Source organism: Amycolatopsis mediterranei, assembly GCF_026017845.1.
Lineage (GTDB): Bacteria > Actinomycetota > Actinomycetes > Mycobacteriales > Pseudonocardiaceae > Amycolatopsis > Amycolatopsis mediterranei.
On sequence record NZ_CP100416.1, the window covers coordinates 7,353,105 to 7,379,225 of the forward strand.

A 26,121-nucleotide genomic window follows, 5' to 3' on the forward strand; every position below is an offset into this window, starting at 1 on the left:
TCGAGCAACCCCCGCGCGGCCAAGCAACCCCGCCCGCCCGAGCAGCCCCACACGGCCAGGCAACCCCGCGCGGCCGAGGAGCCCCCGCGGCCAACCGACCCGCGCCCGAGCAGTGCCACGCGGAGCCGGCGAGCGTCCCAAGGCGGCCTTCGGTGCGTGCCCCGGCGGCCGGAGGATTCCCTACCGAACTCGGTGAGACGCGTGCGGCGGCGACGGCAGCGGCAGCGGTTCGGTGGCCTCGCGGCAGCCGTACCGCTCGAACACCGCGCGGGCTTTGTCGCGCAAGGCGATCGCGCGGCGTTCGTCTCCGGACAACGCCGCCGCGACGGCCAGGTCTCGGTGCGTCCTGGCCTGCCAGACCGGCAGGTCCAGTGCCTGCCACCACTCCAGGGACCGGGTCAGGTGCGCGGTGGCGGCCGCCGGGGCGCCCGTCGCCAGGTCGAGCTCGCCGAGGGTGCGCAGCACCAGCGCCTGACCGAAGCCGTCCTGGAGCTCGTTGCAGGTGATCAGGGCCTCCTCGAGCGAAGCACGGACCTCCTCGCCCCGGCCCTGGCGGATCCGGACCTTCGCCAGCGCCTGGTCGGCGTAGGCGATGACGAGCCGGCTGCCGACGATGCGCAGCTCGGCCGCCGCCCGGGCGCAGCAGTCGGCGGCTTCGGTGAGGCGGCCCGCGGCGCGGTGGATGATGCCCGTCGACCGCAGGGCCAGCGCCGCGCCACGGCGGTTGCCCGACGCGCGCCAGTGCGCGAGGGCCTTGGCCACCGAGTCCGCCGCCCGGCTCAGGTCGCCGGATTCGGTGAGGATCATGCCGAGGTTGTGCTCGGCCTGGGCCAGCTCCTCGTCGGTTCCTTCGCTCCGCAACACCGGGACCGCTTCGGTCAGCGCCCGTTCGGCGTCGGCGAACGAGCCGCGCTCGCGCAGCACGAAGCTCAGGCTCAGCCAGGTCCGGGCCTGGCCGAGGCAGTCACCGACCTCCTCGAACGCGGCGAGCGCCTGGTGGTAGTACGCCAGCGACTCGTCGAACCGGTCCTGCTCGAAATAGAGCGTCCCCATCCCGTTCAGCAGCAGCCCTTCGGCCGCGCGGTCGCCGGCCCGCTGGGCCGCGGCGAGCGCCGCGGTGTGGGTGCGCTGCCACTGGCGGAACTGGTTGCGGGCGGCGAAGGTCGACGAAGACAGCGCCGAGGCCAGCGCGGCCGCGGTGGGCACCAGGTCCAGTTCGCCTGCCCGCTCGACCACGCCGACCAGCAGTTCCTCCTCGGCCTCGAACCAGGCGTCCGGATCGGTGCGGACGCCTTCGACGGTGGCGTGGTCGAGCCGCCCGGAGCCCTCCGGCGAGGGCGTCCGGCCGGACGCGGAGCGGACCAGGGTCAGCGCGTCCCGGCCCACCCGGTCCAGCGCCGCGCGGACTTCGCCGGCGGGCTCCTCGGCGTCGCACAACTCCACTGCATACGCCCGGGTCAGGTCGTGGATGCGGTACCGGCTCAGCCCGGTGACGTCGGCGCCTGCCGGGTCGAGCAGCTGCGCGTCGACCAGCCGCTCGATCACGTCTTCGGCCTCGGCGACGGGGACGTCCAGCAGCGGAGCCGCGAGCCAGCCGGCGAAGTCCTGGACGCCCGTCATGCCGAGGCGGCGCAGCGCGGCGCGTTCCTGCTCGCCGAGGCCGTCGTAGCTCACCGCGAGACTGCCGCGAACCTCCAGATCGCCGAGGACGAGTTCGTTGAGCAGCCGCTGCTTCCGGCCCAGCCGCTGCGCCAGGCGGGCCAGCGTCCAGTCCGGCCGGGCGGCCAGCCGGGCGCCCGCGATGCGGACCGCGAGCGGCAGGTGCCCGCACAGCCGCACGATCTCCAGCGCGGCCTCCGGTTCGGCCGCCAGCCGCGGCCCGACCAGCTTGGCCAGCAGTTCGAGGGTTTCCTCCTCGCGCAGCTCGTGCAGGTCGACCAGCGCGGCGCCCTCCAGCGCGGCCAGCCGGACCCGGCTGGTCACCAGCACCGCGCAGCCGCCACCGGGCGGCAGCAAGGGCCGGACCTGCTTTTCGCCTGCCGCGTCGTCGAGCACCACGAGCACGCGGCGATCGGCGAGCAGCGACCGGTACAGGTCGACACGCTCCGCCGGCTCGCCCGGGATCGCCGCGTCGGCCACCCCGAGCGCGTGCAGGAACCGGGCGAGCACCTCGTCCGGGTCGGCCGGTTCGGGGTGGTTGCCGTGGAGGGTGGCGTAGAGCTGACCGTCGGGGTACTGGTCGCGGATCCGGTGCGCGGCGTGCACGGCGAGCGTGGTCTTGCCCGACCCCGGCTTGCCGGAGACGGCGCAGACCCGGGCGGCCGAGCCGGCCGGGCGCAATCCCCGCAGCACGTGGTCGACGTCTTCGCGCCGGCCGGTGAAGTCCGAGATGGTGGCGGGCAGCAGGCTCGGTCTGAGCGTCGCGGCCGGCGCTGCCGCTTCGCCGGCGGGTTCGGCGAGCACCGTCTGGAACGCCGCCTGCAGCTGGGGCCCGGGTTCCACCCCGAGTTCGTCGTCGAGCAGCCGGCGTGCCTGGTGGAAGGTGGCCAGCGCGTCGGCCTGGCGGCCGGCCTGGTGCAGCGCCAGGATCAGCTTGGCGCGCAACGGTTCGCGCAGGGGGTGCTCGGCGACCAGTTCGGTCAGCTCCCCGGTCAGCGCGCCGGCGCGGCCGAGCCGGAAGTCCGCCTCCAACCGGGCTTCGACCGCGACGAGCCGGGCCTCGGCCAGCTTCGTCCGCTCCGTTTCCGCCCACTCGCCCTCGGCTCCGCCGAGCGGGGGCCCGCTCCACAGCCCGAGCGCCTCGGTCAAGGTCGCCGAGGCCCGTTGCGCGTCACCGGCCGCGAGCGCTCGACAGCCCGCGCTCACCACCCGCTCGAACCGGACCAGGTCGATCGACTCGGGGGCGACGTCGAGGAGGTATCCCGGCGCCTGCCTGCGCAGCGCGTCGTCCCGGTCACCGAGCATCCGGCGCAGCGCGGAGACGTACGTGTGGACCACCGAACGAGCGCTGTTCGGCGGGTTCTCGCCCCACAACGCGGTGATCAGGGTGTCGACCGGCACCACGCGCCCGGCGTTGACCAGCAGCACCGCCAGCAACGTGCGCGGCTTGGGGCCACCGAGCGGGACCTGTTCGCCCGCAACGAGTACCGCCATCGAGCCCAGCAGCCGGAATTCCACGTTCGCCCCCACCCTCCACGAAACCCAACCTACAGACGGAAACCGCGCAGTGCCGTTGTCCCGATCATCCCGCCGTGACGATCCTGTGATCCTCGCGCCACAGCAGCCTGCAGAAAAGCTCCAAAGCCACCTGCAGGTTCCCTGCAGACCGCCCCGGCAGAGTTCTCGTTGTCGCAACCAGCAGACCCAGTCCCGAGGGGGAAACCGAAATGAAGAACCTCGCTCGCCTCGCCGCTCTCGCTCTCACCATCGCCGCACCGCTCGCCCTCGCCGGTCCGGCCCTGGCCGACGAAACCGGCTCCATCTCCGGCTACGTGTGGTCCGACCTCAACAGCAACGGCCTGTGGGACACGGGTGAGCCGGCCATCAGCGGCAACTGGATGTCCATCGAGGGCACCAACACCGGCATGTATTCGGACGCCGGCGGGCACTACGAGTTCAAGAACCTCCCGGCGGGCAGCTACACGGTGAAGTCGATGGACCGCTCCCTCCTGGCCAACCAGGGCTGGACGAGGCTGGGTGGCGACTCGCAGTTCCGCGGCGCCGACGGCAAGGTCTGGAACCCGGTGGTCCTGACCGCCGGCCAGCGGGTGACGAACCTGAACAGCGGGTTCGCCACCGCCAAGGTCGACTACGTGGCCGACAAGATCTACCTCAGCAACGCGGCCCCGAAGGTCGGCGAAGTGATCGACATCGTCGCGGCCGCGCACCCGGACGGCAACGTCTACGACCAGTTCGGCGGCCAGCTCTCGCTGCCGGACGGCCTGCGCGTCGTCGACCGGCTCGGCACCATGCCCGGGTACTACTCGACCGAGCCGGCCGGCAAGGTCACCGGCTTCTACTACGACCGCCACGCGCCGAGTGTGTACGAGTTCGTCGGCGCTCGGGTGGTCGTCGAGAAGCCGCTGTCCGCGGCCGAGATCAAGTTCACCGTGTGGAAGGGGCTGTTCGGCAGCACCGACCCCAACACGGCCAACGACGTCAGCTCGGCGACGCTCACCACCAGCTGACCGGCGGAGGGGGGAAGGAAGGCCCGGTTCCCTGGGAGGGGGAACCGGGCCTTCTTCATGCGTCCACCGGTGCGCTCGAGCGTGCCGCCGGTCAGCCGTCTTCGACCGAACGGCGCCGGGCCTCGAACACCGCCGTCAGCACCTCGGGTGCGCAGCCCGCGGCTCGGGCGCGCCGGCCCGCCGCCGTCAGCTCGGCCAGCAGGAGCGCGCGCACCGCCGCGCGGGTCGCCTCCGGGAGTCTCGGACACGGGTCGGCCACTCCCGGCCTCCTCTCTCCCCTCGCACCAGCCTTCACCTGACGGACACGCACGTCAGCGCCACCACGGCGGCGGGGGCACCGGGAGCCGCAGCGGGCAGCCGGCGTGCCGGCCCGTCCAGCAGTCCGCCAGCCAGCGGGTCAGCGCGACCGGGCCCAGCAGGCTGTCCTCCCACACCGGCGTCAGCTCACCCGCCCGGCGCAGCATCGCTTCCGCCGTGCCGCAGAAGGAAACCACCGCCGCGACCGCCGCGTCGGCCCGCTCCCCCGGCCAGGCGACCGCGGCGCCCGGCAGCCGGGCCGGGATGGCCAGGCCGGTGCCGATGGTGCAGTTCCGCGCCAGCTGCACGGCGAGATCGAACTCCACCGCTTCGGCGTGACGCTGTCTGGCCCGCCAGCGGGGTGAAGCGGCCGCGGCGTACAGCCCGGCCAGCCGGGCGGCGACCAGCCCGTCCCACACCGTCATGAGCACCGCTCGCGTGTCGGCCGGATGGGCGTCGGCGAGCTCGTGGTTGACGGCGCTGAGCCAGGCACACGGGTCCTTGACTTGACGATCAGCGACGACGGTCACGGCAGTCAGTTTCCCACCGCCACGCACGAGCAACCCCAAGATGATCATGGTTCACCCGAGGACCACCCGGTCGGTGGCGAACCGTTGAGCGGCGCCGTAACCCGATCGGGCACTGGGCGTGACCAAATCGTCACAGGTGTGCCATCATGTCGGCGCTCAGTGCCGAGCACGCCCCTCGACCATCCCCGCGAAAGGCTCCGAACACGTGATCAAGATCAGCAAGAGCCGGGGCGGCACCCAGCGCGTCACCTTCAGCCTCCCGGTCGGCGCACCGCCCGGCCGGGTGAGCGTCGTGGGCTCGTTCAACGACTGGACCCCCGGCCGCCACCACCTCACGCCGCGGTCCAACGGCCGCCGGTCGGCGTCGGTCGACGTGGCGCCGGGCACGGTCCTGCACTTCCGCTACCTCGGCGAGGACGGGCACTGGTTCGACGACCCCGACCTGCCCGACCGCGCCGACGGCAACTGCGTCTGCGCGACCTCCTGACGGCGCTGACCGCGCCGATAGCTCAGGCTCGGCGACGGCGCTTCCCCGCGCCCCCGCCCGCGTTCCGCCGGACCGGCTTGGCCGCTTTCACCGCGTTGGCCGCTTTCGCCGCGGCGGGCTTGCGCTCCGGGCGCTTGCGTTCGGCCGGTTCCGGCGAGCGACCGCGCGTGCTGTTCACCGTCCGGCCGCGGACGATCCCGATGAACTGCTCCATCAGGTCCGTCGTCTCCTCCTCCAGCCACGACAGCGCGACGCTCGACTGCGGCGCGTCCTCGACCGGCCGGTAGGTGAGGTCCCGGCGGTGGTGCAGCCGGGCGATCGACTGCGGGACGACGAGCACCCCGACCCCGGCGGCGACCAGCTCGATCGCGTCGGCCGTCGTCTCGGGCCGCGAAACCGCCGCGCGGCCGGGCAGTTCCGGCCACTCCAGCGCGTCGTCGAGCGGGTGCAGCACGACCTCGTCGGCCAGGTCGCCGGTGGACACTTCGTCCGCCGCCGCGATCAGGTGATCCTTGGGGACCACGACGACCGTCGTCTCGGTGTAGAGCGGGATCGCGTGCAGGCCGTCCCGATCGATCGGGGACCGCAGCAACGCGGCGTCGGCCTCCCGGGCGCGCAGCAGGCCCGCCGCGTCGGCGGCGGCGACCGGGACGAGGGTCAGCGGCACCTCCGGCACCCGCTCACCCCAGGTCCGCACCCACTTGGCGGGGGTCGCTCCCGGGACGTACGCGAGCTTGAAAGAGGTCACCGGGTCAGGTTACCGGGAGTGACGCTGGCTACCCTGGACGGCATGACGTCGCACAAGACCGCCCAGACGATGAAGCCCGCGACCGCGGCGAAGAAGCTGGGTGTGTACCTCGAAGCCACCCCCGCGGAGTTCCGGGAGGGCGTCGTGACGCGCGACGAGCTGAACGCGCTGCAGGCCGACCCGCCCGAGTGGCTGCGCGAGCTGCGTCGCACGGGCCCCCACCCGCGGCCGGTGGTCGCGGCGAAGCTGGGCGTCTCCATCGGCGGCCTCACCCGCGGCGGTATCACCGAGCCGCTGACCACCGAGCAGATCGACGCCCTCAAGGCGGAAAGCCCCGACTGGCTGGTGCGGGAGCGCGCCACCCAGGCCGAGGTGCGGAAGGAAACGGTGCGGGTCAAGGAGAACAAGGGCTGAGCCCGGCCACGAGGACATGACGACCGACATCTCGCCCGCACGAGCGGACCGCCTCGACGCCGAAGACGAACTCGCCGCCTTCCGCGAGCGGTTCGTGCCCATCGGCGATCCCGGTGTCGTGGCCTACCTCGACGGGAACTCGCTCGGGCGGCCGCTGCGGGCCACCGCCGAGCGGCTGCGCGAGCTCGTCGAGCACGAGTGGGGCGGGCGGCTCATCCGGGCCTGGGAGGAGCGCTGGCTCGCGCTCCCCGAAGAACTCGGCGACGAGCTGGGCCGCGTCGCGCTCGGGGCCGCGCCCGGGCAGACCATCGTCGCCGACTCGACGTCCGTCTGCCTCTACAAGACGCTCCGGGCCGCCGCCGCGCTGCGGCCGGGGCGGGACGAGATCGTCACCGACACCGCGAACTTCCCCACCGACCGGTTCCTCGTCGAGAGCGTTGCCGCCGAACTCGGGCTCACCGTCCGGTGGGCCGAGAGCGAAGACGTCGCAGCGGTCGCCGGGCCGCGGACCGCGGTCGTCACCCTGTCCCATGTGGACTACCGGACGGCCGCGATCACCGACCTGGCCGCCGTCACGCGGGTGGTGCACGAGCACGGCGGCCTCGTCGTCTGGGACCTCTGCCACAGCGTCGGCTCGCTGCCCGTCGAGTTGGACGCGGCCGGCGCCGACTTCGCCGTCGGCTGCACCTACAAGTTCCTCAACGCCGGGCCCGGCGCGCCCGCGTTCCTCTACGCCAACGCGCGCCACCACGCGGCGTTCGGCCAGCCCGTCACCGGCTGGATGGGCGCGGCCGACACGTTCGGCATGGCCGCCGAGTACGTGCCCGCGCCCGGCATCCGGCGGGCGCTGTCGGGCACGCCGCCGGTGCTCGGCATGGTGGGCGTCCAGGAAGGCGTGGCGCTGCTGGCGGAAGCGGGCATCGGCCGCGTGCGCGCCAAGGCCGTCGCACTGGGCCGGTGGGTGCTCGCCCTCGCCGACGCGTGGCTCGTCCCGCTCGGGTTCACGATCGCTTCCCCGCGCGACGACGACCGCCGCGGCGGCCACGTCACCCTCCGCCACCCGGACGCCGAACGGCTTTCCCACGTCCTCATCGAGCACGGCGTGCTGATCGACTTCCGCCGTCCGGACGGCATCCGCATCGGGTTGAGCCCGCTCACCACCGGCTTCGCCGAGGTCCGGCGCGCGATGGACCGCATCCGCGAACTGGCCGGCTGACCCGCACCGCACCCGCTCGCTCTCGCTGGCGGAAATAGTAGCCATGTACTTAGTAGCCATGTACAGTTTCTGGCATGAGCACTCCCGGTCACCTCGTCTGGCGGCTCTCCACGAAGTGGCGAGTCGCCGTGGACCGCGCCCTCGCCCCGATCGGGCTGACGCACGCGCAGTACGTCTTCCTGTCCTCGCTCTCCGGGCTGGAGCGCGCCGGAGCGCGGCCGAGCCAGCGCGAGCTGGCCGACCACACCGGCCTGGAAGCGCTCTACGTCTCCAAACTCGCCCGCACGCTCGACGCCGAAGGTCTCGTCGAACGCACCCGCGACCCGGCCGACACCCGGACCGTCCGGCTGCGCCTCACCCCCCGCGGACGCGAGGTGACCGAGCCGGCGATCGCCACCGTGGCCGAGCTGCTCGACCGGCTCCTCGCCCCGCTCGGCGGCCGGCACGGCGACCGCACCGCGGCGCTGGCGCGCGAGCTCACCCTCCTGCTCGACACCCCACTCGAGTCCTGAAAGGACAGTCATGCTGCACCACGAAGAAACCGGCACCGGCACCCCGATCGTCTTCCTGCACGGCAATCCCTCCTCGTCGCACAGCTGGCGCCACGTCCTCCCGCACGTCGGCGGCGGGCGGCTGCTGGCTCCCGACCTGATCGGCATGGGCCGGTCGCCGAAGCCGGACATCGCGTACACCTTCGCCGACCACGCCCAGCACCTCGACGCCTGGTTCGACGCGCTCGGCCTGGACGACGTCGTGCTCGTCGGGCACGACTGGGGCGGCGCGCTCGCCTTCGACTGGGCCGCCCGGAATCCCGGCCGGGTCCGCGGGGTCGCGTTCTTCGAGACCATCGTCAAGCCCATGGCCTGGGACGACCTGACGCCGCAGGCGGCCGAGCGGTCGCGCAAGATCCGGACGCCGGGTGCCGGCGAGGAAATGGTGCTGACGCAGGACCTCTTCATCCGCCAGGCGTTCACCGGCGGGGTGCGCACCCCGGTCGGTGACGACGACCTGGCGGCCTACCTCGCCCCCTTCCCGACGCCCGAAAGCCGCCGTCCGGTGCTCGCCTGGGCGCGCCAGCTGCCGCTGGGCGGCGACCCGGCCGAGCTGGTCACCCGGATCGAGGCCTACGACGAGTGGCTGGCCACCAGCGAGAGCACCCCGAAGCTGCTCCTGACGTTCGAAGGCTCACCGACGCTGCTCATCGGCGAGAAAATGGCGCAGTGGTGCGCCGACCACATCGCCGGGCTGGAGGTCGTCGCCGGCGGGGAGGCCGGGCACCACGCCCAGGAAGACCGGCCCAAGGAGATCGCCGCGGAAATCGCGGCCTGGCTGGACCGGCACGGCCTCCGCTGACCGCCACGCCGAAGAGACCTCACGTGTGCCGCAACGGCGGGTTCGCCGTCACCCCGAGGACCCGCGCCGCGACCCACGCCAGGCCGTCGGCGGTGCGGGCCGGGGTGTCCGACGGCTGCATGACGTGGCTGAGGACCGTGCGGACGATCAGGTCGATCACCACGTCGACCTGGTCGCCGCCCAGCGGTGGGCGGTAGGCGGCCACGCGATCGGCCACCACGGCCTTCGCCTGGGCGAGCAGCGCACCCGAGTCGGTGGTCAGCAGCGGGAGCAGTTCGGGGGCGGTGCCGTGCGTCGCCGAGACGATCGCGCGCAGCAGCGTGTTGTCGTGGGCGAGCTCGAGGACCGCGCGGACGGCGTCGTAGATCGCCTCGACCAGGTCGTCCGGGTGGCGGTCGAAGGCGGCGCCGACCACCGAGAGGAACCGGCCGAGCTCGTGCGCGACCATCGCTTCGGCCAGCGCGGCCTTGGAGCCGATCTCGTTGTACACCGTCTGACGGCTGACGCCCGCCAGTTCGGCCAGCCGGGCCATCGTGACGGCCGGCCAGCCGGACCGGGCGGTCAGCTCGATCGCCGCGGCGATGATCGGCCGCCGGTGCTGACCACCTTCCGCCGGCACCGGAACTGCCCCGCTCATGATCGCCATTCTAGGTCGGGCCACCCCCGGCCGGGCTCACCCGCCCCGGCGCGACGAAGTCGACCTTCTCGCGCACGCCGCAGTCCGGGCAGCACCAGGAGTCCGGGATCGCCGCCCACGGCGTGCCGGCCGGGAAGCCCTCCCGCGGGTCGCCGCGCTGCTCGTCGTAGACGTACCCGCAGCCGGGGCACCTGCCGCCTTCGGTGGCGTCGCCGCGGGTGTCGGCGACCTCGCGCGCGGCCGCGGTGACGCGGGTTCCGTAGCGGGCCAGTACTTTCGCCCGCTTGCCCGGCTGGATGTTGGCGCGCGAGATGTCGCCGCCGTAGTGGGCGAGCACCCGCGGGTCCATCACGCGGCGCCACAGCGGCGGGACGAGCGCGAGCACGATCATCCCGGCGTACCCGGTGGGCAGCACCGGCGACTCGGCGAAGTCGCGCAGCGTCTGGTAGCGGCGGGTCGGGTTGGCGTGGTGGTCACTGTGCCGCTGCAGGTGGTAGAGCAGGACGTTCGTGGCGATGTTGTTGGAGTTCCAGCTGTGACTGGGATCGACGCGCTCGTACCGGCGGCGCCCGGGGGCGCCGACCCGCTGCCGCAGCATGCCGTAGTGCTCCATGTAGTTGACGACCTCCAGCAGCGAAAACCCGACGACGGCCTGGATCACGAGGTAGGGCAGGACACCCGCGCCGAGCCAGGCGATCATCGACGCCCACAGCACCGCGGACATCAGCCACGCGTTGAGCACGTCGTTGCCGAGCCGGTAGGGGTGCCGGTCGCGCCGGGCGTAGCGCTTGCGCTCCAGCCGCCACGCCGACTTCAGCGAGCCGAACACCGTGCGCGGCCAGAAGCGGTAGAAGCTTTCGCCGACGCGGCTGCTCGCCGGGTCCTCCGGGGTCGCCACGCGGACGTGGTGGCCGCGGTTGTGCTCGATGTAGAAGTGCCCGTAGCAGCTCTGCGCCAGCGCGATCTTCGACAGCCAGCGCTCGTGGCTTTCCTTCTTGTGGCCCAGTTCGTGCGCGGTGTTGATGCCGATCCCGCCGACGCACCCGATCGACACGGCGAGCCCGATCTTGTCCACCACGGTGAGCTCGCCCCGCGCGATCAGCCAGCACGCCGCGGCGAAGCCGAGGTACTGGACGGGCAGGAAGGCGAAGGTGATCCAGCGGTAGTAGCGGTCGTTCTCCAGCCGCGCGAGGACGTCGTCGGGCGGATTGCTCCGGTCGAGCCCGGCGACGAGGTCGATGCCGGGCACGAGCACGAGGATCACGACCGGCCCGATCCAGAAGAAGCCACCCCACCCGGTGGCGGCGTGCAGCCCGATGGCGAGGAACGCCAGGGACGGCACGACCAGGCCGATCAGCCACAGGTACCGCTTGCGGTCGCGCCACAGCTCGGTCGAGCCGGCGGGCACGGTCCCGATCGCTTCGCTCATCACACCCTCCTTGGCGGCTGAGTGGACAAGACGATAGTCGATGTCCAAGCAGTTTGACAACGAAGAGTCCGTTGTAAAGCGGACGAGACCGGTCGTAGTCACCGCCCGACGCCGGGCTCTCGGCGGAGAGGGGAGACTTCCGGGCACCGCCCGTTCCCTTCTTTCCTCCCCCGCAAACCACCGCACACACCGAACCGGCGGAATTCACTTTCACCCGTTCGGCCCAGCGATCGGCATCCGGAAATAAGCCACAGCGCCAGTACCTGAGGAAATGCCGGTAATCGTCCCGGAGCAGACAGTAAACGCTGTTCGCCGCCGGGCGGACGAGTGTCCGGAAGCCGGGTCGCACCGACCCGGTGTCAGGGGTTCATGGTAAAAAACGGACCCTGATCGATTCTGCGGCAACACGGAGAGTGAGGCGAAGACGGGTGACGGCGGCCGCTGTGTCCCATCGTCGTGTCCGCTTCCTCGTCCGGGTCCCCATTCCTCGCCGACCGTCACTCAGGAGTTCGTGAACCGCCGTGCTGAACAAAGACCCCCGGGACGAGTCGGACAAGCCGTACGACAAGTCGATCCGCAAAAGGCTGACCAGGACCGTTCTCATTCCCAGCGTGACGCTGCTGGTGCTGTGGATCGCGGTCTCGTCGTACTTCCTCTTCAATGGCGTATACGTCCGCCTGGTCGCCGCTTCCGTGCGCGAGGTCTCGATCCCCGCCGCCACCGCGCTGGCCGAGTTCCAGAAGGAACGCCAGACCGCCCTGCAGTACCTCGACGACCCGGCGCTCGGGCCGGCCCGGCTCCAGCAGCAGCAGAAGGCCACCGACGCCAAGCTTTCCGAGCTGAAGGACGCGTTCGCCGCGACCATCTCCAACGCACCGGACGAGATCGCGTCCAAGGTGAACGCGCTGAAGTCGCAGTTCGACCAGCTGCCCGTGCTGCGCTCGCAGATCAGCTTCCGCAGCATCGACCGGGCTCAGGTCAACAGCTACTACAACGGCGTCATGGACACCGCGTCCAACCTCTTCGACACCCAGGCCCGGATCGTCCCCGACTCCGAAGCCGCGACCGGCGGCATCACGGCGACCTCGGTCTTCCGCGCCGGCGACATGATGTCGCGCGAGACATCGCTGGTCTCGACGGCCTTCTCCGCCGGCACGTTCGCCCCCGACGACTTCGCCCAGTTCGCGCAGCTGTCCGGGCTCTACCGGACCCAGCTGACGCAGATCGCGCCGTTCCTCGACGCGAGCGTCCGCGACCGGTACCAGGCGCTGACCACCAGCACGGCGTGGCGGCAGCTGGGGACGGCCGAAGCGGCGCTGGTCAAGCACGGCCCGTGGTCCGCCGGTGAGCAGAAGTCCGTGCCGGTGTCCGAAACGGACTGGGAGAACGCGACGAACCAGGTCGCCCAGAGCCTCAACGACCTCGCCATCACCCAGGCGGACAAGGTTTCGGCCGCCGCGATCGACTCCGGTGACGCCCAGCTGCGCAACGTCATCATCGGCAGCATCGTGGCCCTGCTCGCGTCGCTGGCGGCGATCATCGTGGCGGTGCGGGTGTCCCGCTCGCTCGTCGACCGCGCGCTGATGACGCGCCTCGCGCGGCTGCGCAACGACTCCCTCGACCTCGCCCGCAACCGGCTGCCGGACATCGTGGAACGGCTGAAGAACGGCGAAGCCGTCGACCTGAAGGAAGAACTCCCCCGGCTCGACCACGGCCGCGACGAGATCGGGCAGGTGGCCGAGGCGTTCAACGTCGCCCAGCTGACCGCGGTCAACGCCGCGGCGAGTGAGGCCAAGGCCCGCAGCGGTGTGCACAACGTGTTCCTCGGCATCGCGCACCGCAACCAGGTCCTCGTCCACCAGCAGCTGCAGATCCTCGACGAGATGGAAGCGCGCGAGGACGACTCGACGCAGCTGGCGTCGCTGTTCCAGCTCGACCACCTCGCCGCGCGCGCCCGCCGCACCACCGAAAACCTGATCATCCTGGGCGGCAAGCAGCCCGGCCGCCGCTGGCGCAAGCCGGTCGCGCTGATGGAGGTGCTGCGCGCCGCCGTCTCGGAAACCGAGCAGTACGCGCGGGTCCAGGTCGAGCAGGTGGCCGACGTCGCGATCGTCGGCGCCGCGGTGGCCGACACGATCCACCTCGTCGCCGAGCTCGTCGACAACGCGACGTCGTTCTCGCCGCCCGGCTCGCCGGTCGAGGTGACCAGCCGGATGGTCGCGCGCGGTGTCGTCGTCGACGTGTCGGACCAGGGGCTCGGCATGAAGGACGCCGTCCGCGAGTGGGCCAACGCGATGATGGCCGAAGCACCCGAGTTCGACGCGATGGCGCTGCGGGCCGACTCCAGCCTCGGCCTGTTCGTGGTCGCGCGCCTGGCCGCCCGGCTCGGCATCACCGTCACCTTCGACCCGTCCCGCTACGGCGGCCTGCGCGCCACCGTCCTCATCCCCACCCAGCACCTGGCCGGCGAAGACGGCGGCCCGGCCGAGGCGACCTCCCCCGCGGAGACCACCGCGGTTCTCGCCCCGGTGGGCGCTCCGGCGCCGCAGGCAGCAGCAGAAAGCCCGCTCCGCACGATGGACACGCCCAGCTCGTTCAGCGGTCAGATCCCGATGAAGCGAGACACCAAGCCGAGGCCGTACCCGGCTCGTGCCCTCACCCCGCCCGACGTCCTGCCCTCCGTGCCGGCCGCGGCGCCGGAACCGGCGGTCATCAGTCCGGCATCGGACGTGCAGCCGACCGACGACCGGCCCCGGCTGCCCCGGCGGGAGCCGCAGCAGAACCTCGTCGCCCAGCTCGAGAACGAACCCGACGACAGCGCCGACGACGTCGTGGCGCCGGGGGAAGGCACCGCGCGCACGCTCGCGGCGTTCCACAAGGGCACCCGCCGCGGGCGCGGCGGGCCGGACGACCACTCCTAATCCCCGACCACCCACCGGAAAGTCCACACAGGAAAGTCAGGGTCTGAAGTCGAATGAACGAGTACGGGAGCCCCAAACCCGATCTCAACTGGCTGCTCGACGACATGGTGAACCGCGTGGTCGGCGCGCAGAACGCCATCGTGCTGTCCGCCGACGGGCTGCTGATCGGCAAGTCGGCCGGGATGAGCAAGGACGACTCGGACCAGCTTTCGGCCATCGCCTCCAGCCTGCAAAGCCTCGCCAAGGGTGTGAGCAAGCAGTTCAACCGCGGCCCGGTGCTGCAGAACATGATCGAGATGGAGCGCGGCTACCTGTTCGTCTCCGCGGCCGGGCAGGGTGCCTGCCTCGCGGTGCTGGCCGCGGACAACGTCGACGTCGAAATGATCGCCTACGAGATGAGCCGGCTCGTCAAGCGCGTCGGTGACTACATGGCGTCCGCGCCGCGGGAAGCGGCGTCGGTGCTCCGGGAGGCCACATGACCGCCGAAGACGGCTGGTACGACGAAGCCGCCGGGCCCCTGGTCCGGCCGTACACGATCACCAGCGGCCGGACGCCGGCCGGCACCGCGCGGCTGGACCTGTCCACGCAGGTGATGACCCTGCGGTCGGAGCAGGAGCCGGCCGGGCTGGGCCCGGAGCACGTGGCGATCGTGCAGCTGTGCCGCCACCCGGTGTCCGTCGCCGAGATCGCCGTCTACGTCAAGATCCCGCTCGGGGTCGTGCGGGTGCTCGTCGGCGACCTGATCGAACGCGGCCTCGTCATCACGCGCTCACCTTCCCACAACCCGGCGCAGGCGCCGGACCTCGAAACACTCCAGGCGGTTCTCGATGGCCTCATCAAGTACTGACGGCACGGGGGCGGACATGGTCCCCACGCCGGTCAAGATCATCATCGCGGGCGGTTTCGGCGCGGGGAAGACCACGATGGTCGGTTCGGTCAGCGAGATCCCGCCGCTGACCACCGAAGAGGTGCTCACCGAGGCGAGCGCCGGCGTCGACGACCTGTCCGGTGTCGAGCGGAAGACGACCACGACGGTCGCGCTGGACTTCGGCCGGATCACCATCTCGCCGCGGCACGTGCTGTACCTGTTCGGGACGCCGGGCCAGGCGCGCTTCTGGTTCATGTGGGACGACCTGGCCCGCGGGGCGATCGGGACGGTCGTGCTGGTCGACACCCGGCGGCTGGAGACCAGCTTCGCCGCGATCGACTTCTTCGAACGCCGGAAGATCCCGTTCGTCGTCGCGGTGAACTGCTTCGACAACGCGCCGCGCTACACCGCCGACGAGATCCGCGAAGCCCTGGTCGTCCCGGACCGTGTGCCGATCGTCATGTGTGACGCACGTGACCGCGATTCCAGCAAGCTCGCGCTGATCCGGCTCGTCAAGCACGCGATGACCGTGGTGCCGGCCGCCCGGGTCTGAGACCTGCGCGTTGTCCGCTTTTGTCCCCTCAGGACACCGCCGGTGTCCGCTGTGGCCCTCCGTGGCCGCGGCGGGCACCGGCGTACCCACATGGCGCAATTGACTGGACCACCCGGGTGCAGACTTTTAGTTGAGCAAGCATCCAACTGATAGCATCCGCTCGTGACGAGTCGTGAGCCGGAGTTTCCTGAATATATAAGGGAAAACTATCCGGCTGAGGGTCGTCTGTTCGGTGACTTTCTGTGCGGACTGTGGTCGACCGCGTGCGAAGCGCTCGACGTCCCCCTCGAACAGTCCGTCCGGACCACCCGGATGCTCCGGGCCCTGCTGCCGCCGTGGGCGCACGAGCGGATCGGCCCGGTCCCCGTCCAGCCGTCCTATGTGGCGGACGACGGCTTCCCGGCCGAGATGTCGGTCAACTGGTCCGGCGCGCAGCCGGAACTGCGCGTGCTGTTCGACAGCCTCGGCCACGAGGTGGTTTGGCCTGGTGACAGCGTTTTCCGCACCCGGCGCCTCGACCACGTCCGCGAGACGTTCACCCCGCGCGCGGGCCGGCCGTCACCGGCGCCGCTGTGGCATTCGATCGCCTGGCGGCCACCGTCGGGCGTCGTCCACAAGACGTACTTCGGGCTGTACTCCTGGCCGCACGCGCACCGCGAGGCCGCGGTGACCGAAGCGATGGCGCGGCTCGGCCTGGCCGCGGCCTGGGCCGACACCCGCCGTCGTATCGAAACTGTCGAAGGCGACCGCGAGATCGAGTTCTTCGCCGTCGACCTGACCGACGACACGCAAGCCCGCGTGAAGATCTACTACCGCCACCACGACGCCGGCCTGGCCGAGGTCGAGCGCATCGCCGCGGTGGCGCTGCACCACGACGCCCGCCAAGCGCAAGCCGCCTACCGGACGCTGGCCGGCGAAGGCACCGAGGCCGGCGAGGCGGCCCTGAGCTGCCTGGCGTTCCGGTCCGGTGTGGACCGCGCCGCCGAGTCCACGACGTACCTCCGGCTGCCCGCCCTCGTGCCGGACGACCGCGAAGCCGTGGAACGCACGGCCGCGCTGCTGCACGGCCAAGGCGTCGACCCCGGCCGGTTCCGCACCCTCGCCGCCGCGCTGGCGCCGGGGCCGCTGAGCGGCAGCCGGGGCGTCCTGGAACTGGTGAGCTTCCGCGCGGCGGGCCGGCACGGCGACGTGACCACGTACTTCCGGCTCCCGGTCTACGACCGGCCGCCGCCCTCCCCCCTCTCGCCCGTCGATCTCGGATAGTCCACCGTGAAGGAGCAGATCGTGACCGAGCAGGACGTCGAGCGCGTCGCCCGCCACAACGAGCAGCGGCAACGGGAGTACGAAGCGTCGGACCTGATCCGGCTGCTGACCGACGAGAACACCACGGACGAGACCAAGAAAGCGGTGCTGACGTACCTGCAGCCGTGGTCGAACGCGTTCCAGCGGATGATCAGCGCCCGGGTCACCTTCGAGAGCGACCCGGAGCTGCGCGCGCTCGCGTGCGAGCACCAGGCGGAAGAGGTCGGCCACGACCGGATCCTGGCCCGCAGCCGCGCGGACGACCGGGAGCCGGTCTGGGACCCGGTCATCGAGATGGGCGCGTCCTGGTTCGTCGACCAGTTCGCGATCCTGCCCGGCGTGCAGCGCGCGGTACTGGCCCACCTGGCCCTCGAAGCCGGCAGCCTGGTGTTCAGCCAGGCCGGCACGCGCGCGTTCCCCGACGACGAGTACTTCGAGCTGCACGACGAAGCGGACGTCGAACACCTCGAAATGGGCTACGAAGTGCTCCGGCGGCGGGGCGACTGGACGCCGGAAGCGGTGATCACGGTGCTGGACCGGGCGTGGCAGGTGATCGGCGTGGTTTCCGACCGCATCGCCGAGTGCGCCCGCCGCGATACGGTGGCGGCATGACGACCACCGAACCGGCCGCCGCGGCCCGCGAAATCGCCGCCGAGGCCGCCCGGGCCTACCAGGAAGCCTTGGGAGAGCGCCTGATCAGCGCCTACCTGCTGGGCAGCCTGTCCTACGGCGGCTACTCCGCGGCCGCGAGCGACATCGACCTGGCCCTGGTCCTCACCGAAATCGGCGACGGCGACCGCTCGGCGGTCGAGAGCACGACGGCGGCGTTGCAGGAGCGAAGCCCGTTGCACCGCAAGCTTTCGGTGTTCTGGGCTTCGTTGCCGGCGTTGCGCGAAGGCCGCGACGACGGCCGCTTCCCGGCCTTGGACCGCCTGCAGCTGGCCGACGACGGCCGCGTCCTGGTCGGTTCGGACGTCCGCGCCGAGATCGCCCGGCCGGCGGCGTCCGAGCTGCTGCTGGAAAGCGCCGGTTTCGCGATCGCGGTCCTGGCGACGGACAAGGTGACGGCCGAGTTCCGCGCGCCGAAGCGGCTGCTGGTGGACAAGGTGTGGTTCACGAAGGCGGTGCTGTTCCCGGTCCGGTTCCTGTATTCGGGAACGACGTCGACGGGCCGCGCGGCGAACAACGACGAAGCGATCGACTGGTACCTGGGCTTGGCCGACGCACCGGCGGCGTCGCTGGTCCGCCTGGCGCGGGAAGTTCGCGGCGGCCACCCGCTGGAGCCGGCCGAGCCGGAGCCGGAGCTGGCGGCGGGGCTGGTTCCGTTGTACCGCTACTACATCGAGGCGGAGGTCGCTCGCTTGCGCGCCTCCGGAGCGCCCGAGGACCTGGTCGACGCGTTCCTCGACTGGGACAAGCGCCTGGGCTGACCCGGCTCCCGGCGGCGTGCGGGGAAGCACACCGCCGGGCCTTCCTCGGGGGAACTCAGTGGATCCGGACGTTCCCGCCGTCGAGCGCGGGCCGCGCGGCCCTTCTTTGCGCTGCGTGAACTCGAACCCGGCGGTGGCGGTACCGCCGGCCGGTAGTTCCCGCCGAAGTGCGCTTCGCCCACGCCGTTCCCGACGGAGACGGGGGCCGGCGCCTGCGACTGGATCCAGCCCGGCTCGGTGCGTTCGGTCAGGGCGTAGGTCCCTGTTACGGGAACCGGGGGCACCTCCCCCTCAGCGCAGGGTCAGCGGTGTCTCCGCCTCCACCCGGGTCAGCTTCTCCGGGTTCCGCACGAAGTACAGCCCGCTGATCCGGCCGCCCTCCACGCGGACCGCCATGATCCCGTCGAACACCCCGTCCACGTTCAGCGCCAACGCCGGGTTGCCGTTCACCACCACCGGCACGCCGGTCACCTGGATCTCCGTCCTGCCGATCCCGCCCACGATGAACCGGCTCACCTTGTCCGCCCCGGCCACCGGGCGCAGGGCCGCCTGCTTCACGCCGCCACCATCGCTCATCAACACCACGTCCGGCGCCAGCAAATCCAGCAACCCCTGCAGGTCCCGGCCCTCGATCGCCCGCTGGAAGGATTCCAGCACCGCCCGGGTCTCCCGGGCCGAAACCACCTCGCGCGGACGTCGGGCATCGACGTGCCGGCGCGCGCGGTGGGCGATCTGCCGGACCGCGGCCGGGGTCTTCCCCACGGCTTCCGCGATTTCGCCGTACCCGACGTCGAACACCTCGCGCAGCACGAACACCGCGCGTTCGGTCGGCGCCAGCGTCTCGAGAACCAGCATCAACGCCATCGACACGCTCTCCGCCAGCTCGACGTCCTCGGCCACGTCCGGCGTCGTCAGCAACGGCTCCGGCAGCCACGGGCCGACGTACGCCTCCTTGCGGCGCTTCATCGTGCGCAACCGGTTGAGCGCGAGCCGGGTCGTGATGCGGACCAGGTACGCGCGCTCCTCGCGCACCTCCGACTGGTCGACCTCGGCCCAGCGCAGCCACGTCTCCTGCAGGACGTCCTCCGCGTCGGCCGCCGAGCCGAGCATCTCGTAGGCGACCGTGAACAGCAGGTTCCGGTGGGCGACGAACGCCTCGGTCATGCCCTCTCCTCCGCTCATGCCGGGAAGGGACCGAACCGGCCCCAGGCGACGAACGCCGCCACGGCCAGGTAGGCCAGGTTCAGCAGGCCGAACGCGGCGCTGCCGTGGCGAACGTGGGTGATCATCGCACCCACCATCAGCAGCACCCAGCAGACGGCGGTCACCGGCACCAGCGCCGGCGCGATCCCGGTCACCGCGGGCAGGACCAGGCCGAGCGCCGCGAGCAGCTCCAGCGCGCCGAGGCCCTTGACGAAGCCGGGAGCGGCGTCGGCCGTCCATTCGCCACCCGGGGCCGCGGCCAGCTTCTCCTGGCGCACGAACGCTTTGCTGACGCCTCCGGTCAGGGCCACGACGGCGAGCAGGCCGGCCCCGATCCACAGTGCCAGATCCATGACTTTCTCCTCTCGAACTGTCTGTGTGCGGCCTCAAGACACCGCCCGGGGAGAACTTGTGACAGCATTGATTCTGTACCTACTAGTATGTACAGTCAGGCCTCATGGGAACTCGGGACCAGCTCGTCGAAAGCACTCGCGAGCTGCTGTGGGAACGCGGCTACGTCGGCACCAGCCCCAAGGCCATCCAGCGGCGGGCGGGCGCCGGCCAGGGCAGCATGTACCACCACTTCGCCGGCAAGAAGGACCTCGCCCTGGCCGCCGTGCGGCGCACCGCCGAGGAACTGCTGGCCGCCGCCGACGCCCAGCTGCGCTCACCCGGCACCGCCGTCGAGCGCATCACCGCCTACCTGCGGCGCGAGCGCGAAGTGCTCCGGGGCTGCCCGATCGGCCGGCTCACCCAGGACCCCGACATCGTCGCCGACCCGGTCCTGCGCGCCCCGGTGGACGAGACCTTCGCGCACCTGCGTGCCCGGCTGGCCGAGGTCCTCGGCGAAGGCCGCGACGCGGGTGAACTGCCCGCCACCCTGGACCCCACCGCCCTCGCCGCCACGATCGTCGCCGTCCTGCAGGGCGGTTACGTGCTGGCCCGCGCCGCGGACTCCCCCGAGCCGTTCGACCAGGCCGTTTCCGGCGTGCTCGCGCTGCTCGCCGCCCACTGAACCCCAGGAGGACCGAAGTGCACGTCCGCCCCGTTCCGGCCACCAGCACCGCCGCCCCCGCCGAGGCGGTCACCGGCAGCGCGTGGATCACCTCGCTCGCCGTCCCGGAGGGCCCGTCCCGGACCCGGGTGGACCGCGTCCACTTCGCCCCCGGCGCCCGCACCCACTGGCACCGGCACCCGCTCGGCCAGGTCCTCGTCGTCACCGAGGGCACCGGGTACGTCCAGCGCCGCGGCGGCCCGGCGCGGCTGATCCGGCCGGGCGACACCGTCCGCGTCGCCGCCGGCGAGTGGCACTGGCACGGCGCCACCGACACGACGCCGCTGACCCACCTGGCGATCGAGGAACTCCCCGCCGACGGCACCCCGACCGAGCTCGGCGACCCGGTGGGCGCGGGCGAACCCGCCGCCGTCCCGGCCGTCACCCGCACGCTGCTGCTGGACCAGCGGCTCCCGGCGCCCCGCGTGATCGACCACGTCGAGGTCCGCCGCATCACCATCGCCCCGGACGAACAGCCCGGCCTGCACGTCCACAACGGACCGGTGTTCGGCAGCATCGAAACCGGCTCGGCCGTCTACCAGGTCGACGGCGAGCCCGAATCCGTGCTCACGCCCGGCGACGTCTTCTACGAACCGGAATCGATCCGGATCGCCCGGTTCGACGCCCAGGGCGACGGCGTCACGTTCCTCGCCTACTTCCCCGTCGGACCAGGCGAAACGCCGAGCCTGACCGTGCTGGACAGCTGATCCCGCACTCCACGCCTCACCTGGGTACACGGCTCCCGGTTCACTGCGGTTCACCACATTTCCGAACTCTTTCCTCACGGGACAAAGCTCTGGACAACGGGGCGCGCGCGGGTCACGATTACGCCGTGCTCGCTCCTCGTTGATCTCCCGGAAAGAATCGGTTAATTCTCCACAAGGCGAGCATTGTTATCGCTAACAGAGAACCGCCCACTGGTGTCGGGCCAGTGGAATCTCTTCCCCTTTGAACCCCACGGAGTCCCTTCATGCCCGGAAACACCGGAAAGCACCGCATCTCCCGACGAACCAAGATCGCCACCGGTGTCCTCGCGCTGGCCGTCGCCGCCGGCGGGATCGCGGTGTCGACGACGTTCGGCGACCCCGGCCAGGCCAGCGCCGACGAGGCCGACCCGGCCCTCTACATCGACATCCTCAAGGTCGCCCCGAACAACGCCGAGCCCGCGAACGCCCGCGGCGCGACCACCGGCACCTTCACCGTGAACTGCGGCCGCAACGAAAACCAGCACTTCAACCCGGACAACTTCGTCGCCCAGCCCGGGATCCGCAACGGCGCCCAGCACCTGCACGACTACGTCGGCAACCTCTCGTCGAACGCGGATTCGAACAACAAGAGCCTCGACGCCGCCGGTACCACCTGCAAAAACGGGGACAAGTCCGCCTATTTCTGGCCGGTGGTGCGCATCGACACCGGTGACAACGAGAAGAACCCGCCGGCGAAGCCGGCGGACGGCGACCGCGACAAGGCGGCCCAGGACGCCGCGTCCCCGGTGATCAGCTGCCCGGACGTCGCCAGCCGCCTGCCCGACGTCCCCGACTCGGCGATGGCCGAGGTGAACCGCAACCTGGACCTGCTCGACACGCAGATCGACGAGGCCAACAAGCGGCTGATCAGCACGCAGGGCCAGGGCGGCCCGAACTTCGTCCAGAACGCCATCCTCGGACCGCTCAAGGACAAGCGCGTCGCCACCATCGACCGGATGGCCATCGCCATCGGCCGCACCGCCGCCAAACCCCAGGGCCTCGACGCCCTCGCCCCGTGCGCGCTCAAGGAGCAGGCCGGCACCGGCGGCAACCCCGCGAGCAACGGCGGCGGCGCCCCCGGCGGCGCGGCGCAGCAGATCACCTGCCCGGACGTGGCGAGCAAGCTCCCCAACGTCCCGGCGTCGGCCAAGGCCGAAGTGGACCGCAACCTGCAGCTGCTGAACACGCAGATCCAGGAGGCGAACCAGCGGCTGGTCAGCACGCAGGGCCAGGGTGGCCCCAACTTCGTCCAGAACGCCATCCTCGGACCGCTCAAGGACAAGCGCGTCGCCACCATCGACCGGATGGCCATCGCCATCGGCCGCACCGCCGCCAAACCCCAGGGCCTCGACGCCCTCGCCCCGTGCAACCTCGGCCAGGGCGGCGGCAACGCCGGCAACAACGGGAACAACGGCGGTGCGACGGCCAAGCCGCTGCCCGGCCCGGACGCCAACAACGAACTGCCGGACAACGACGGCCAGATCCAGCGCCCGGCGAAGGTCGGCATCACCTTCCGCGGCAGCGCGGCGGGCCAGGTCGTCGCGATGCCGAAGTTCCTGCGCGCCCTCACCGGTGACGCCAAGCCGTCCATCAACGGCGCCAAGAACACCCGGGCGGCGTGGACCTGCACCGGCTTCGAAAACCGGCTGACCGACAAGTACCCGATCTGCCCCGATGGCAGCAAGGTCGAGCGGATCCACAACTTCCCGAGCTGCTGGGACGGCAAGAACACCGACAGCGCCAACCACCGCACGCACATCGTGTTCCCGGACAAGGCGGGCCGCTGCGGCGCCGGCTTCAAGGCGGTGCCGCAGCTGCGGATCACGCTCGTCTACGACATCCCGCACGACATCCAGGTCAAGAAGCAGTACAAAGTGGACTCGTTCCCGTCCGAGAAGCACAATCCCTTGTCGGACCACGACGACTTCGCCAACGTGATGTCGCAGAGCATCATGAACCAGGTCGTCAACTGCATCAACCGCAACAAGACCTGCAACGCCTGACCCGGGCGCCCCGGCACGGGTGCCCGCCGCCGCCATCCCCGCGGCGGGCACCCGTGAGGAGCCACCGATGACGGTCCCGATCGTCCCGGGATTCCACCCCGACCCGTCGATCTGCCGGGTCGGCGACACGTACTACCTGGCGAACTCGAGCTTCGAGTACGTGCCGGGCGTCCCGATCCGGCGCAGCACCGACCTCGTCTCCTGGGAGCTCGTGGGCCACGCCCTGACCCGGCCGAGCCAGCTGCCGCCGGGCGAAGGCGCCGCCGACACCGGCATCTTCGCGCCGACGCTGCGGCACCACGACGGCCGCTTCCACCTGGTCACCACGAACATCCTGGAAGCCCACCGCGGGCACCTGATCGTGACGGCGGAGGATCCGGCCGGGCCGTGGTCCGACCCGGTCCACGTGCCCGGCACCGACGGCATCGACCCGGACCTCTGCTGGGACGACGCCGGCGGCTGCCACCTCACCTGGGCGTCGTTCCGGCCGGAACGGCCGGGCATCACCAGTGTGCCGATCGACCCGGCGACGGGCGCGATGCTCGCCGAGCCGCGGCCGCTGTGGAACGGCACCGGCCTGGCCGCACCCGAGGGCCCGCACCTGTACCGCGTCGACGGCTGGTGGTACCTGCTGCTCGCCGAAGGCGGCACGGAACGCGGTCACGCCGTCACGATCGCGCGCGCCCGGGCCATCGACGGCCCGTACGAGCCCGCACCCGCGAACCCGATCCTGACCCACCGCAGCACCACGCACCCGGTGCAGAACACCGGCCACGCCGACCTGGTCGAGTGCGCCGACGGCAGCTGGGCGATGGTCCACCTGGGCGTCCGCCCCCGCGGCAAGACACCGCAGTTCCACGTCAACGGCCGCGAGACGTTCCTGGCCGGCGTGGACTGGGTCGACGGCTGGCCCGTGGTGATCGAAGACCGGTACCGCGTCTCGCCGGAGGACCACAGCTTCACGGACGGCTTCGCGAGCGCCGAACTGCACCCGCGCTGGGTGGCCCCCGGCGCCGCGCCCGTCACCCGGTGGACCGGACCGGGCGAGCTGGTCCTCACGCGGACGTTGCTGACCCGCGCCCTCGACGAATATTGGACGGCGGTGGCGCGCCTCGACGTGTCTTCGGGGACGGCGAGGTTCGTCGTGCGCATCGACGACAGGCACTGGTACGGCCTCACGGCCGACGGTTCAACTGTCACGGCGACGCTCGCCATCGGCCCGGCCCGCGAGGTGGTCACGACCGTCGCGGCCGGTCCTGTGGTGGTTCTGCGGATCCGGGCGCGGAGGCCGCCCGCTTCCGGCCCGTTCCGGGAAGTCACCGAGCCGGACCTGATCGAGCTGTCCGTGCTCGGCGAGGAGGACCAGGTCCTCGGCGCGTTCGACGGACGTTATCTGTCCACAGAGGTCGCCGCGGGGTTCACCGGCCGCATGATCGGCGTGGAGGTCCTCGCCGGATCCGTGCCCCTGCACGAATTCCGGTACTCGACCGGGAGGTAGGCGGCGACGTCGGCCGGCGCGTCCAGGGCGCCGCGGTCGACGTTTGTCCTCCTCGCCCGATGCTTGACGCCGGATCCAGCAGGCGATGCCCTGCATTACAGCGATTTTTTCATCATTGATACGAATCATCCAACAATGACACAGGGGGTTGACACCTCTGGTTCTAATACCCTAAAGTCGAGACTGCTTGAATGGGGACAGATACACCCGGGGGGGTCCTGTGGGGAACTTTCTTCTTTTGTCGCGGCGATAATCGCCGTTCCGACATCGCCGCTCGTCATCGCGCCGGCACGAACCGGCGCGCGACACTGGGCGTGAACTTTCGGCGAGCCGTCACGGCTCGACAACCGGGATATCCCGGTAATCGTCGCTCATTCGCGCCGTGAAACGCCACGGTGCCTTCACCTGGGCTCAGTGGTGCATTGCGGGCACTTCTCTCCAAGAGGTGAAACAACAAGAAAGGTGCACTGAAAAATGACCATGAACCGAAAGCCGGCCCGGATTGCCGTGATCGTCTCGTCCGCGCTCGCCTTGGCCCTGGGCGTGCTCGGCGGCCCCTCGGCCGCGTTCGCCGCACCGCTGCCGGGCACGACGCACGAGACACAGATGGGGATGCACGCGACCGGCTTCGACGAGGCCGTCGCCAAGGCCCACGGCTACCGGATCGTCACCTACGCCAACGGCGACCAGCAGTCGGTCCCCATCGACCCGCAGTCGAAACTACCCAAGAGCCTGATCGTGCACCCGCAGCCGGCCAAGAGCGCCGCCGGGCCCGAACGGCAGGCGAGACCGGCAGCCGCCAACACCGACTACAATGAGGTCTGGGGGAACTGCGGCCGTTCCTGGATCCGCGTCGCCCAGACCGGCACCGACCAGGTCGGGATCGTCAGCGGGTTCAGCAACACTCCCACGATCGCCTACTTCTGGATCTGGGACGTCCTGCTCAGCGACCAGAACGGAACGTCGCACCAGACCTACGACGGAGCGATTTTCGACGACAAGGCCACCCACGTCTGGCTCGGTTTGACCCAGCACGGCTACACCTACGACTACGTCTACAACGGTGGCGCGACACTCATCGACGGCACGATCTGCGTCTCCGGCCATCCTGATGTCTCGATCTACCTCTGATCATCGGTGGTGGGGGGGGGCGCCGGGGGGGCCGGGGCCCGCCCCCCCCCCCGCCCCCCCCCCCCCAGGCGAGACCCGGCCAAACCGCGGGGGAAAAAGAAGCGACCGAGGCCC

Annotated in this window: 26 protein-coding genes; 18 read left to right on the top strand and 8 right to left on the bottom strand. The window is 71.2% G+C overall.

Annotated elements, in window-relative coordinates; translation table 11 throughout:
• Positions 1–180 precede the first annotated feature (180 nt).
• Positions 181–3,177 (bottom strand): AfsR/SARP family transcriptional regulator, encoded by a 2,997-nt coding sequence (locus ISP_RS32775; RefSeq protein ID WP_013228172.1) that lies wholly within the window; start codon positions 3,175–3,177, stop codon positions 181–183.
• 209 nt (positions 3,178–3,386) lie between these two features.
• Here ISP_RS32775 and ISP_RS32780 point away from each other — a divergent pair, with 209 nt between their 5' ends.
• On the top strand, positions 3,387–4,187 hold the full coding sequence (locus ISP_RS32780; protein WP_013228173.1) for an SdrD B-like domain-containing protein: 801 nt from the start codon (positions 3,387–3,389) through the stop codon (positions 4,185–4,187).
• Between the two features lie 91 nt (positions 4,188–4,278).
• Here the strand turns inward: ISP_RS32780 and ISP_RS32785 are convergent, their stop codons facing one another.
• On the bottom strand, positions 4,279–4,446 hold the full coding sequence (locus ISP_RS32785) for a hypothetical protein (RefSeq protein WP_014467449.1): 168 nt from the start codon (positions 4,444–4,446) through the stop codon (positions 4,279–4,281).
• A 52-nt stretch (positions 4,447–4,498) separates the two neighbouring features.
• On the bottom strand, positions 4,499–5,014 hold the full coding sequence (locus ISP_RS32790; protein ID WP_013228174.1) for a hypothetical protein: 516 nt from the start codon (positions 5,012–5,014) through the stop codon (positions 4,499–4,501).
• Between the two features lie 205 nt (positions 5,015–5,219).
• Between ISP_RS32790 and ISP_RS32795 the strand changes: the two genes are divergently transcribed.
• Positions 5,220–5,501: an early set domain-containing protein gene (locus ISP_RS32795; RefSeq protein ID WP_013228175.1), complete on the top strand. Its 282-nt coding sequence runs from the start codon at positions 5,220–5,222 to the stop codon at positions 5,499–5,501.
• Positions 5,502–5,523: 22 nt separating this feature from the next.
• On the opposite strand, the gene ISP_RS32800 is transcribed toward ISP_RS32795, so the two are convergent.
• Complete coding sequence (locus tag ISP_RS32800) at positions 5,524–6,249, bottom strand: LysR substrate-binding domain-containing protein (protein ID WP_013228176.1); 726 nt, start codon at positions 6,247–6,249, stop codon at positions 5,524–5,526.
• Positions 6,250–6,291: 42 nt separating this feature from the next.
• Here ISP_RS32800 and ISP_RS32805 point away from each other — a divergent pair, with 42 nt between their 5' ends.
• The 4 genes from ISP_RS32805 (at position 6,292) to ISP_RS32820 (ending at position 9,232) form a co-directional block, all read left to right on the top strand.
• A complete protein-coding gene (locus tag ISP_RS32805) occupies positions 6,292–6,663 on the top strand; it encodes a DUF5997 family protein (RefSeq protein WP_034285721.1) in 372 nt (123 codons plus the stop codon).
• Positions 6,664–6,679: 16 nt separating this feature from the next.
• The gene (locus tag ISP_RS32810) at positions 6,680–7,879 is read left to right on the top strand and encodes a kynureninase (protein WP_013228178.1); all 1,200 of its coding nucleotides are present in this window, start codon (positions 6,680–6,682) and stop codon (positions 7,877–7,879) included.
• Positions 7,880–7,953: 74 nt separating this feature from the next.
• Positions 7,954–8,391 (top strand): MarR family winged helix-turn-helix transcriptional regulator, encoded by a 438-nt coding sequence (locus ISP_RS32815; RefSeq protein WP_013228179.1) that lies wholly within the window; start codon positions 7,954–7,956, stop codon positions 8,389–8,391.
• Positions 8,392–8,401: 10 nt separating this feature from the next.
• On the top strand, positions 8,402–9,232 hold the full coding sequence (locus tag ISP_RS32820; RefSeq protein ID WP_013228180.1) for a haloalkane dehalogenase: 831 nt from the start codon (positions 8,402–8,404) through the stop codon (positions 9,230–9,232).
• Positions 9,233–9,251: 19 nt separating this feature from the next.
• Here the strand turns inward: ISP_RS32820 and ISP_RS32825 are convergent, their stop codons facing one another.
• Complete coding sequence (locus ISP_RS32825; protein ID WP_013228181.1) at positions 9,252–9,878, bottom strand: TetR/AcrR family transcriptional regulator; 627 nt, start codon at positions 9,876–9,878, stop codon at positions 9,252–9,254.
• A gap of 1 nt (position 9,879) precedes the next feature.
• Positions 9,880–11,298, bottom strand: coding sequence for a fatty acid desaturase (locus tag ISP_RS32830; RefSeq protein WP_013228182.1), 1,419 nt, complete (start codon positions 11,296–11,298; stop codon positions 9,880–9,882).
• A 521-nt stretch (positions 11,299–11,819) separates the two neighbouring features.
• Between ISP_RS32830 and ISP_RS32835 the strand changes: the two genes are divergently transcribed.
• The 7 genes from ISP_RS32835 to ISP_RS32865 all read left to right on the top strand — a co-directional run bounded on the left by ISP_RS32835 (position 11,820) and on the right by ISP_RS32865 (position 18,372).
• Positions 11,820–14,219, top strand: coding sequence for a sensor histidine kinase (locus ISP_RS32835; protein ID WP_013228183.1), 2,400 nt, complete (start codon positions 11,820–11,822; stop codon positions 14,217–14,219).
• 53 nt (positions 14,220–14,272) lie between these two features.
• Positions 14,273–14,698: a roadblock/LC7 domain-containing protein gene (locus ISP_RS32840; RefSeq protein ID WP_013228184.1), complete on the top strand. Its 426-nt coding sequence runs from the start codon at positions 14,273–14,275 to the stop codon at positions 14,696–14,698.
• Positions 14,695–15,066, top strand: a complete 372-nt coding sequence (locus tag ISP_RS32845) for a DUF742 domain-containing protein (protein ID WP_013228185.1) — start codon at positions 14,695–14,697, stop codon at positions 15,064–15,066. Before ISP_RS32840 ends, ISP_RS32845 begins: the two co-directional genes overlap by 4 nt.
• A 16-nt stretch (positions 15,067–15,082) precedes the next feature.
• Positions 15,083–15,640 (top strand): GTP-binding protein, encoded by a 558-nt coding sequence (locus ISP_RS32850; protein WP_013228186.1) that lies wholly within the window; start codon positions 15,083–15,085, stop codon positions 15,638–15,640.
• A 312-nt stretch (positions 15,641–15,952) separates the two neighbouring features.
• Positions 15,953–16,903 carry a hypothetical protein gene (locus ISP_RS32855; protein WP_013228187.1) on the top strand — a complete coding sequence of 317 codons (951 nt, stop codon included), beginning with the start codon at positions 15,953–15,955 and terminating at the stop codon, positions 16,901–16,903.
• A 21-nt stretch (positions 16,904–16,924) separates the two neighbouring features.
• A complete protein-coding gene (locus ISP_RS32860; protein ID WP_013228188.1) occupies positions 16,925–17,554 on the top strand; it encodes a hypothetical protein in 630 nt (209 codons plus the stop codon).
• The gene (locus ISP_RS32865; RefSeq protein WP_013228189.1) at positions 17,551–18,372 is read left to right on the top strand and encodes a hypothetical protein; all 822 of its coding nucleotides are present in this window, start codon (positions 17,551–17,553) and stop codon (positions 18,370–18,372) included. Before ISP_RS32860 ends, ISP_RS32865 begins: the two co-directional genes overlap by 4 nt.
• A gap of 291 nt (positions 18,373–18,663) precedes the next feature.
• On the opposite strand, the gene ISP_RS32870 is transcribed toward ISP_RS32865, so the two are convergent.
• A complete protein-coding gene (locus tag ISP_RS32870) occupies positions 18,664–19,536 on the bottom strand; it encodes an RNA polymerase sigma-70 factor (RefSeq protein ID WP_013228190.1) in 873 nt (290 codons plus the stop codon).
• A gap of 14 nt (positions 19,537–19,550) precedes the next feature.
• Positions 19,551–19,928 carry a DoxX family protein gene (locus ISP_RS32875; RefSeq protein ID WP_037373980.1) on the bottom strand — a complete coding sequence of 126 codons (378 nt, stop codon included), beginning with the start codon at positions 19,926–19,928 and terminating at the stop codon, positions 19,551–19,553.
• Positions 19,929–20,032: 104 nt separating this feature from the next.
• Here ISP_RS32875 and ISP_RS32880 point away from each other — a divergent pair, with 104 nt between their 5' ends.
• From ISP_RS32880 to ISP_RS32900, 5 genes are all read left to right on the top strand, one after another.
• Entirely contained in the window at positions 20,033–20,590 is a 558-nt protein-coding gene (locus ISP_RS32880) for a TetR/AcrR family transcriptional regulator (RefSeq protein ID WP_013228192.1), read from the top strand.
• Between the two features lie 17 nt (positions 20,591–20,607).
• Positions 20,608–21,336: a cupin domain-containing protein gene (locus ISP_RS32885; RefSeq protein WP_013228193.1), complete on the top strand. Its 729-nt coding sequence runs from the start codon at positions 20,608–20,610 to the stop codon at positions 21,334–21,336.
• A 263-nt stretch (positions 21,337–21,599) separates the two neighbouring features.
• The gene (locus ISP_RS32890; RefSeq protein WP_013228194.1) at positions 21,600–23,378 is read left to right on the top strand and encodes a DUF1996 domain-containing protein; all 1,779 of its coding nucleotides are present in this window, start codon (positions 21,600–21,602) and stop codon (positions 23,376–23,378) included.
• Positions 23,379–23,445: 67 nt separating this feature from the next.
• Positions 23,446–24,876: a glycoside hydrolase family 43 protein gene (locus tag ISP_RS32895; protein WP_013228195.1), complete on the top strand. Its 1,431-nt coding sequence runs from the start codon at positions 23,446–23,448 to the stop codon at positions 24,874–24,876.
• A gap of 474 nt (positions 24,877–25,350) precedes the next feature.
• Positions 25,351–26,007, top strand: a complete 657-nt coding sequence (locus tag ISP_RS32900; protein ID WP_013228196.1) for a hypothetical protein — start codon at positions 25,351–25,353, stop codon at positions 26,005–26,007.
• Positions 26,008–26,121 lie beyond the last annotated feature (114 nt).

What these genes read in the sequence shown, in the direction of transcription:
- ISP_RS32855 (WP_013228187.1), top strand. Translation starts at nt 15,953, where the DNA reads ATGCTCCGGGCCCTGCTGCCGCCGTGGGCGCACGAGCGGATCGGCCCG.
- ISP_RS32845 (WP_013228185.1), top strand. Translation starts at nt 14,695, where the DNA reads ATGACCGCCGAAGACGGCTGGTACGACGAAGCCGCCGGGCCCCTGGTC.
- ISP_RS32870 (WP_013228190.1), bottom strand. Translation starts at nt 19,536, where the DNA reads ATGACCGAGGCGTTCGTCGCCCACCGGAACCTGCTGTTCACGGTCGCC.
- ISP_RS32880 (WP_013228192.1), top strand. Translation starts at nt 20,033, where the DNA reads ATGGGAACTCGGGACCAGCTCGTCGAAAGCACTCGCGAGCTGCTGTGG.
- ISP_RS32810 (WP_013228178.1), top strand. Translation starts at nt 6,680, where the DNA reads ATGACGACCGACATCTCGCCCGCACGAGCGGACCGCCTCGACGCCGAA.
- ISP_RS32780 (WP_013228173.1), top strand. Translation starts at nt 3,387, where the DNA reads ATGAAGAACCTCGCTCGCCTCGCCGCTCTCGCTCTCACCATCGCCGCA.
- ISP_RS32875 (WP_037373980.1), bottom strand. Translation starts at nt 19,928, where the DNA reads ATGGATCTGGCACTGTGGATCGGGGCCGGCCTGCTCGCCGTCGTGGCC.
- ISP_RS32820 (WP_013228180.1), top strand. Translation starts at nt 8,402, where the DNA reads ATGCTGCACCACGAAGAAACCGGCACCGGCACCCCGATCGTCTTCCTG.
- ISP_RS32890 (WP_013228194.1), top strand. Translation starts at nt 21,600, where the DNA reads ATGCCCGGAAACACCGGAAAGCACCGCATCTCCCGACGAACCAAGATC.
- ISP_RS32830 (WP_013228182.1), bottom strand. Translation starts at nt 11,298, where the DNA reads ATGAGCGAAGCGATCGGGACCGTGCCCGCCGGCTCGACCGAGCTGTGG.
- ISP_RS32895 (WP_013228195.1), top strand. Translation starts at nt 23,446, where the DNA reads ATGACGGTCCCGATCGTCCCGGGATTCCACCCCGACCCGTCGATCTGC.
- ISP_RS32825 (WP_013228181.1), bottom strand. Translation starts at nt 9,878, where the DNA reads ATGGCGATCATGAGCGGGGCAGTTCCGGTGCCGGCGGAAGGTGGTCAG.
- ISP_RS32815 (WP_013228179.1), top strand. Translation starts at nt 7,954, where the DNA reads ATGAGCACTCCCGGTCACCTCGTCTGGCGGCTCTCCACGAAGTGGCGA.
- ISP_RS32805 (WP_034285721.1), top strand. Translation starts at nt 6,292, where the DNA reads ATGACGTCGCACAAGACCGCCCAGACGATGAAGCCCGCGACCGCGGCG.
- ISP_RS32900 (WP_013228196.1), top strand. Translation starts at nt 25,351, where the DNA reads ATGACCATGAACCGAAAGCCGGCCCGGATTGCCGTGATCGTCTCGTCC.
- ISP_RS32850 (WP_013228186.1), top strand. Translation starts at nt 15,083, where the DNA reads ATGGTCCCCACGCCGGTCAAGATCATCATCGCGGGCGGTTTCGGCGCG.
- ISP_RS32840 (WP_013228184.1), top strand. Translation starts at nt 14,273, where the DNA reads ATGAACGAGTACGGGAGCCCCAAACCCGATCTCAACTGGCTGCTCGAC.
- ISP_RS32865 (WP_013228189.1), top strand. Translation starts at nt 17,551, where the DNA reads ATGACGACCACCGAACCGGCCGCCGCGGCCCGCGAAATCGCCGCCGAG.